Annotated in this window: 8 protein-coding genes; 7 read left to right on the forward strand and 1 reads right to left on the reverse strand. The window is 45.4% G+C overall.

All coding sequences use genetic code 11. The annotated features are described in order from the left end of the window. The first annotated feature begins 3 nt into the window (after positions 1-3). The 7 genes from HMPREF2716_RS00450 to HMPREF2716_RS29315 all read left to right on the forward strand — a co-directional run bounded on the left by HMPREF2716_RS00450 (position 4) and on the right by HMPREF2716_RS29315 (position 5,660). Positions 4-309: a HigA family addiction module antitoxin gene (locus HMPREF2716_RS00450; RefSeq protein WP_003099268.1), complete on the forward strand. Its 306-nt coding sequence runs from the start codon at positions 4-6 to the stop codon at positions 307-309. A 336-nt stretch (positions 310-645) separates the two neighbouring features. Continuing rightward, a complete protein-coding gene (locus HMPREF2716_RS00455; RefSeq protein WP_052188955.1) occupies positions 646-1,059 on the forward strand; it encodes a hypothetical protein in 414 nt (137 codons plus the stop codon). A gap of 205 nt (positions 1,060-1,264) precedes the next feature. Beyond that, entirely contained in the window at positions 1,265-1,795 is a 531-nt protein-coding gene (locus tag HMPREF2716_RS28310; protein WP_071535170.1) for an ATP-binding protein, read from the forward strand. A 3-nt stretch (positions 1,796-1,798) separates the two neighbouring features. Next, entirely contained in the window at positions 1,799-2,851 is a 1,053-nt protein-coding gene (locus tag HMPREF2716_RS28315; RefSeq protein ID WP_051428817.1) for a hypothetical protein, read from the forward strand. Beyond that, on the forward strand, positions 2,829-3,227 hold the full coding sequence (locus tag HMPREF2716_RS28320) for an ASCH domain-containing protein (protein WP_051428818.1): 399 nt from the start codon (positions 2,829-2,831) through the stop codon (positions 3,225-3,227). Before HMPREF2716_RS28315 ends, HMPREF2716_RS28320 begins: the two co-directional genes overlap by 23 nt. Before the next feature lie 22 nt (positions 3,228-3,249). Beyond that, positions 3,250-4,800, forward strand: a complete 1,551-nt coding sequence (locus HMPREF2716_RS28325; RefSeq protein WP_071535171.1) for an AAA family ATPase — start codon at positions 3,250-3,252, stop codon at positions 4,798-4,800. Continuing rightward, a complete protein-coding gene (locus tag HMPREF2716_RS29315; protein WP_124174234.1) occupies positions 4,797-5,660 on the forward strand; it encodes an HNH endonuclease in 864 nt (287 codons plus the stop codon). Before HMPREF2716_RS28325 ends, HMPREF2716_RS29315 begins: the two co-directional genes overlap by 4 nt. 113 nt (positions 5,661-5,773) lie before the next feature. On the opposite strand, the gene HMPREF2716_RS28330 is transcribed toward HMPREF2716_RS29315, so the two are convergent. Further along, on the reverse strand, positions 5,774-6,216 hold a 443-nt coding region (locus tag HMPREF2716_RS28330), incomplete at its 5' end, for an HNH endonuclease (protein ID WP_177343795.1).

Below are 6,216 nucleotides of genomic sequence, written 5' to 3' on the forward strand. Positions count from 1 at the left end.
ACCATGGCTACCAATGGTATGCGCCCCATCCATCCTGGGGAAATATTGCGCGATGAGTTTCTGATGGAGTTGGATATCTCTCCAGCTGCTCTAGCACGCGCTTTGAAAGTCTCCGCTCCGACAGTGAACGATATCGTTCGTGAGCAGCGTGGTATCTCCGCAGATATGGCGATTCGTCTGGGGCGTTACTTTGATACGTCCGCTCAGTTCTGGATGAATCTCCAGAGTGAGTATTCGTTAGCAACTGCTTATGCGGCGAATGGCAAGCAGATCGAACATGAGATTGAGCCGCTGCTTGCTCACGGATAGCAGTGACGTTGATCGTAGAGCCCCGCAGATGCGGGGCTTTTTTATGCGAACCGTAAATCGGTAAAGGGGGGCGTAGACGGTTTGTAGTCGGTTTGTAGTCTGCCGACCAAAACAAAAAGGGGTTAGCTTGCGCTAACCCCTTGAAAAATATGGTGGCTACACCGGGACTTGAACCTGGGACATCAGCATTATGAATCGCATGGAATGACCATCGCTCACCCTAAGAGGTCCATATTTCGGGCCTTTCAGAGCTGCGGTTAGCTTGTTTGGCCCCACTATTTCATACCGGCGCTATGAGGTAGTCACCTCTTATTCGGGCATGCAAGGAAGACCAGAGTGAACGCGACAGATCTACCCCGTATTACTGGTGTGGCGGTAACCAGTTTGGTCTGCAAAATGGCCGAGGTCGTGCGAGTGCACTACGACGTGAACTCCTTGGTGGTGGAGGTTCGCGACCTTGAATCTGATGTGCATTGGCAAATCGCCTTCCCTGGTGTCGAAGGTTTCCGTGTTCTTGATGAAGGGGACCTGGGAGAATTCTGGGGGCACGTTCCCGGCTTGGTCATTGAGGTGACCGCTGGCGGCTGGTGGGAACAGGAGTGCTCAAGGAGCGGGTTTGTCGGCCAATGGACCAAAGACGTTCGAGAGTACTTTGTAGGTGGCCAGAACGCCTGCGTGAGTGTGCTTTCATGGAGCGAGCCAGCTATAACGAAAGGAGCCCCCCATAGTCGGCACTTTTGCGAGAAGTAGTGGGCTCTCCTGCGAGTGTTTTATGAATCGCATGAGAGGTGGCTATCAGAGCCAGGATGGCCCGTGCTAAAGATTTGTGGAGCTGCCTCTACCCCAGATAGCCAGACTTTTTCAGAGAAAACACACCATGTAGTCATCAGCATCTTTACGACATCGGTGCTGGCCAATTAGTATCGAGAAACCATACGACACGCAGGGATGTGTAATGACGGTTTTCGTAGCGGGCGTCCATGGAGTTGGTAAAACCTATCTCTGCCAGCAGTTCGCTTGTGCTTTTCCCGTCCTTCATGAGAGTGCCAGCCGACTGATTCGGCGTGAACGCGCTTTGGCAGATTGGAGCTTGGATAAGCGAGTCGTCAATATTGACGAAAACCAAGCTGCTTTGTGTAGAGCCGTTCAGCGAATTACTTTGGAGGGTAGGCTGCTCTTGCTGGATGGACACTTCGTGCTTATTGATGAAAAGGCGGAGTTCGTCAATCTAGAAACTTCTATTTTTAAGAAACTACATCTTCATGGGGTTGTCCTTTTGGAGGCCAGCCCTGAGACCATAGTGGAGCGGCTTGTAGGGCGTGACAATTCAAAGACTACAGTAGACCTAGTTTCCTTTATGGAAGCGGAAAGGAAAAATGCTAAGTCTATATGCGATAATCTTGGGACTTCTCTTAAGGTTCTCTTTGAGCCTGATTTTGATGAGTTCTTTCAGGTCGTATCTGGTTTTTTTAAAAGGGAGGGATAAGCTTTGGATCTGGAGCTAAAGAAATTTAAAGATATAGACTTGACGGATCCTTTCTTTGACTCATTAAAGTCTTCCTATAAAGAGTTTGTAGAGTGGTTTGAACGTAAGGGTAATGAAAAGGCTTATGTGTTCTTAAAGAGCAGCGGAGCTCTAGATGGGTTTCTTTATTTGAAGTTGGAAGATGGCTTAGTTGATGATGTTTTGCCGCCGCTTCCCTCTGCTAAGCGTCTTAAGGTCGGCACTATGAAAATAAACGCTCATGGCACCAAGATGGGCGAAAGATTTATAAAAAAAATAATCGATCATGCCATTTCTTTCGCTGTTGACGAAGTGTATGTGACAGTATTCAAAGAGCATGAAGGGCTGATTCAGCTTCTTAAGAAGTATGGTTTTATGCAGCAGGGCGTCAAGAAAACTCTTAATGGGGTTGAGTTGGTTCTGGTTAAGAATATGAAATCAAATTATGTCTCTCAGTTTCAAAGCTATCCTTTGGTTAGCTTGAAAGGAGTGCGGTGCTATGTTGTGGCCATCGACCCTAGATGGCATACTCGGCTCTTGCCCGATTCAATGTTGAGTAATGAAAGTTCAGATATTGTTGAAGATATATCTTCTGCTAACAGTATTCACAAAATTTATATGGCTGGTATGCAGGGCATGGAGAACTTGCGTGCTGGAGACGTCATTGTTATCTATCGTATGAGCGATGGGCAAGGGCCCGCCCACTACAGATCGGTAGCCACATCTATTGGAGTAGTAGAGGAATATCGCCATATATCGAATTTTTCTTGCAAACAAGAATTTTTCCGATACTGTGAGCCTCACAGTGTTTTTAAGGCTCCAGAATTGGAACGGCTATGGATGAGAAAGAATTACCCACATGTTTTCAAATTCTCATACAATTTGGCTTTGAAAAAGAAAGTGACACGTCAGGTTCTTATTGAAGAACTAGGATTTCCAGGCGGAAATCAATACTGGGGTTTTTTTGAGATTCCCGCATCTCATGTTAAGGCTGTGGCAAAAAGGGGGATGATTCATGAAGGTCTTATTGTCGATTAAGCCTGAGTATGCGGAAAAGATACTACAAGGTGTAAAAAGATATGAATTTAGAAAGTGCATTTTTAAGAACAGGAATGTAAGGACGGTGGTGATATATGCCACGATGCCTGTTGGTAAGGTTGTTGGTGAGTTCGACTTTGAAGAAGTGCTTTCCGACTCTCCGAGTGTCATATGGTCCGAGACGTGTGAGTTTTCTGGTGTTTCTAGAAATTTCTTTAACTCGTACTTTAAAGGGAGGTTGGTCGCGCATGCAATAAAGGTTGGTGTAGTCCGTCGATATGATACCCCTCTGGCCTTAAGTAGGTTTGTTCCTAATGGTAGTGCACCCCAATCATATCGTTATCTCAGAGATGATCAGGGTGAGCTGGCTCTATAGTGATAAATTTTGTGGGGTGTGAATGAAGATTAATTTCTTTAAAAAATCAGGTGGAGGCGGTACTCCACGGAAGCTGGCCGCTTACTTGAGGCCTAATAATTGGGATGATTACAGTTTTAAAACTTTATTCTATTTGACGGTTTATGATGCTCACGGGGTGGAGCATGACATTGGTAACGTAAAGATAGGTTACGTTAACCAACCGCACGGATGGACTGAGAAGTCCTTGTCTGAACATTTCGAATTTTTATCTGAGGAATATTTTTCCTTAGGTCAAGATGTCGAGTATTATGAGAATTTGCAAAAAAAACTATCCCCAGAGTTGGTTGAGCAGATTCTTGTTGGGCTTCGAGATGTTGCTTATGATGAAAATATATACGCAATAGCTAAAGAGGAGTTGGTGTTCAATGACTCCCTAATGCGTGGTGTAAGTGTCGCCACCATTAACGTCCAGTACCGCAGGGTTATAGCGGGTGGAGCTGTACTCACGTCATTTGACTTTAGTTATTCTCGAGCGGCTACTAGTGTAATAGGTGGTGCTAAATTAAGTTTTAAGGTTGTTCCGAGTTCAAAGCCACCTACCAATATGCATGTTTTAATTGGCCGGAATGGCGTGGGGAAGACAACTCTATTGAATGGCATGATTCGGTCAATAATTCAGGGAGTTGGTTCGGAAGGGGGTGGGGGGGAATTTATTGATAATGATCCTTGGAGCGGTGGATCTATCAGTTCAGAGTATTTCAGTAGTGTTGTCTCGGTTTCATTTAGCGCATTTGATCCGTTCATTCCGCCCCGGGATCGAGTTAATAAAGCTGAGGGTACATGTTACTATTATATAGGTCTTAAAGACTCCAATTCGATAAAGTCGGATGGTTCGTATAGCCTAAAAACAATGATAGAACTTTCTCTTGAGTTTGTAAGGAGTCTGAGAGTTTGCTTTAGCTTGGAGAGGAAAAAGTCGCATTGGGTAAAAGCTATTAGAAGGCTTGAATCAGATTCAAATTTTCAAAGCATGAATCTTCCCGCTCTCGCGGAAGAGTTTGAACCTGAGGAGGCTTATAGAAGAGCAGATTATTTGTTTGCAAAAATGAGCTCTGGGCATGCGATTGTTTTACTTACTGTTACTCGGCTGGTTGAAACTTTAGAAGAGAAAACTTTGGTTCTTCTTGATGAACCTGAAAGCCATCTTCATCCTCCTTTATTATCTGCTTTTACTAGGGCTATGTCTGATCTGCTTACGGATAGAAATGGTGTGGCAATTATTGCAACCCACTCTCCAGTCGTATTGCAGGAAGTGCCTAGTTCTTGTGTTTGGAAAGTTAGACGTTCCAATTCTTTGACGTATGCTGAAAGACCTGAGTCAGAGACATTTGCTGAGAATGTTGGTGTATTGACTCGAGAGGTATTTGGACTAGAGGTTGCTAAATCAGGCTTTTATGATCTTTTGGCTCAGTCCATTTCAGAAGGTAAGAGCTATCAGGAGATATTTGAGGGTTACGGTGGGCAACTCGGATTTGAAGGGCAGGCCCTACTTAGGGCTCTTATTAAAACCCGAGAGGATGATGTTTTGTGAGAGCGCTTCCCAAACCTATGGATCTTTTTCAGGATGTTTTTAAATTATGTGTTGCAGGGGTGGGAGACGTTTCGCTCCAAGAGAAATATACGGAAATCCTTGAGGAGTTAATGGAAGATGCTGCCGCTTATGAGAGGCTTGGGGTAGATGGGGGATGGTGGACTATTCCTCCAAATAATCAGAGAAAAGAGGAGGTCGTAGTTGGACGGGTTAAGAAGTCTGAGCTGAAAGCACTTTATTCGAACTACTTGGTGGCACAGGGTAAACCTGCCCGCATTATATATGATAGGTTAATGGGGGCTGCTCCCGGAGAGCGATGCCCATACTGTGGTATTGGGCGTGTCAGCACTCTAGATCATTATCTTCCTAAGTCGAAATTTCCTCGTTTGTCAGTTTTGGTTGCTAATTTGGTGCCGTCTTGTCGAGACTGCAATATGGGCGGGAAAAGTACCTCTGTTGCTTCTAGAGCAGGTGCGCAGCCTATTCATCCATATTACGATGGTGACTATTTTAACTCAGCGCAATGGTTATTTTGCGAGGTTCAACATACTCGGCCCGCGGCTATTTCATTTTATGCTGATCCTCCTGCTATATGGCCAGATTTTGCTAGAGAAAGAACAAGGTCTCATATGTTGGCATTTGATTTGAATGCTCGGTTCTCTGTTGAAGCGGCAGAGGAGCTATCACATATAAGGCAAATGTTTATTGCGTATTATGAGGGTGCTTCGGCTGATGAGCGTGGACAGCATCTACTGAATATGGAGGGCGCAGAACGTCAGATTTATCCTAATTCATGGAAAAGAGCATTATATCAAGCGTTAGGAAATAGTCGGTGGTTCTGCGAAGTGGGGTATCGATAGTTTCCTACTTTACGATGCTTTGTCCTTGCCGAAGTGATTTCCAGAGGCTTGCGGAGAGAGGGGCACTTCACAGAACTCTCTTTCTTACTCTTTCAGTGAGCTCTTGTATACGGCTAATTTAGTTTCACTATATTTTTCAGTTTTTCCTGATCTTTAGAGTCGTTAATTATGTGCATCTTCCGGTGGCAGTTTGGACAAAGTGCAACAGTGTTCTCTACCGTGTCTGCCCCACCGTTCGCAAGCCACTCGATATGGTGCGTTTCCAGGTAAGGAGTACCGTCCTTTCGCTTAAACGGCGCTGGCTCGCCGCATAGCTCACAGCGGCCTTTAGCTCGCCGCCGTGCATTTTCGGCCACCCACGGAGAGCGCTGGTATTGAGTGGTGCTGACGTTGCGCGTGCCTACCCTTGTCTGCCCTTGCTGCTTTGCCAGTTTCTCGACTTCAGCGTCCCTTAGGTAGCGAGCTTTTTTATCTTTAATTTTTTCAAGCGCTTTCAACGTTTTATCTGGTATTTCCGGCAAACTGTAGTGGTCAACCCATCCCGGACAGTGGGTTG

This window comes from Pseudomonas sp. HMSC076A11 (assembly GCF_001810205.1).
GTDB classification, from domain to species: Bacteria; Pseudomonadota; Gammaproteobacteria; order Pseudomonadales; family Pseudomonadaceae; genus Pseudomonas; species Pseudomonas aeruginosa.